At 55.8% G+C, this 231-nt stretch carries 1 pseudogene; it reads right to left on the bottom strand.

Going from position 1 to position 231, the window contains the following annotated elements:
• Positions 1–231, bottom strand: a pseudogene (locus tag NVV99_RS27010) (AMP-binding protein); the annotation flags it as partial.

The following is a 231-nucleotide window of genomic DNA, read 5'->3' as shown; positions in this document are numbered from 1 at the left end:
CGGCAGGACGTTCGCGACCTTGTCGGAGTAGCGACGTTCGTGGACGACCGCGACCATGTCGGAGTTGTCGAAGATGTACTGCAAATCGTTCTCGACATAGCGGTAGTTGACTTTGATCATGATCGCGCGGATCTTGAAGACCGCGATCATCGACTCTACGGACTCGAAGGGGTTGCGCGAGGAGATGCCGACCTTGTAGCCCGTCTTCACACCTTGTTCGCGCAGTTAATG

This window comes from Rhodococcus sp. PAE-6 (genome assembly GCF_025290685.1).
Classification (GTDB): Bacteria; Actinomycetota; Actinomycetes; order Mycobacteriales; family Mycobacteriaceae; genus Rhodococcus; species Rhodococcus pyridinivorans.
The sequence above is the reverse complement of the archived record's forward strand: the minus strand, read 5'-3'. Positions and strand labels throughout refer to the sequence as shown.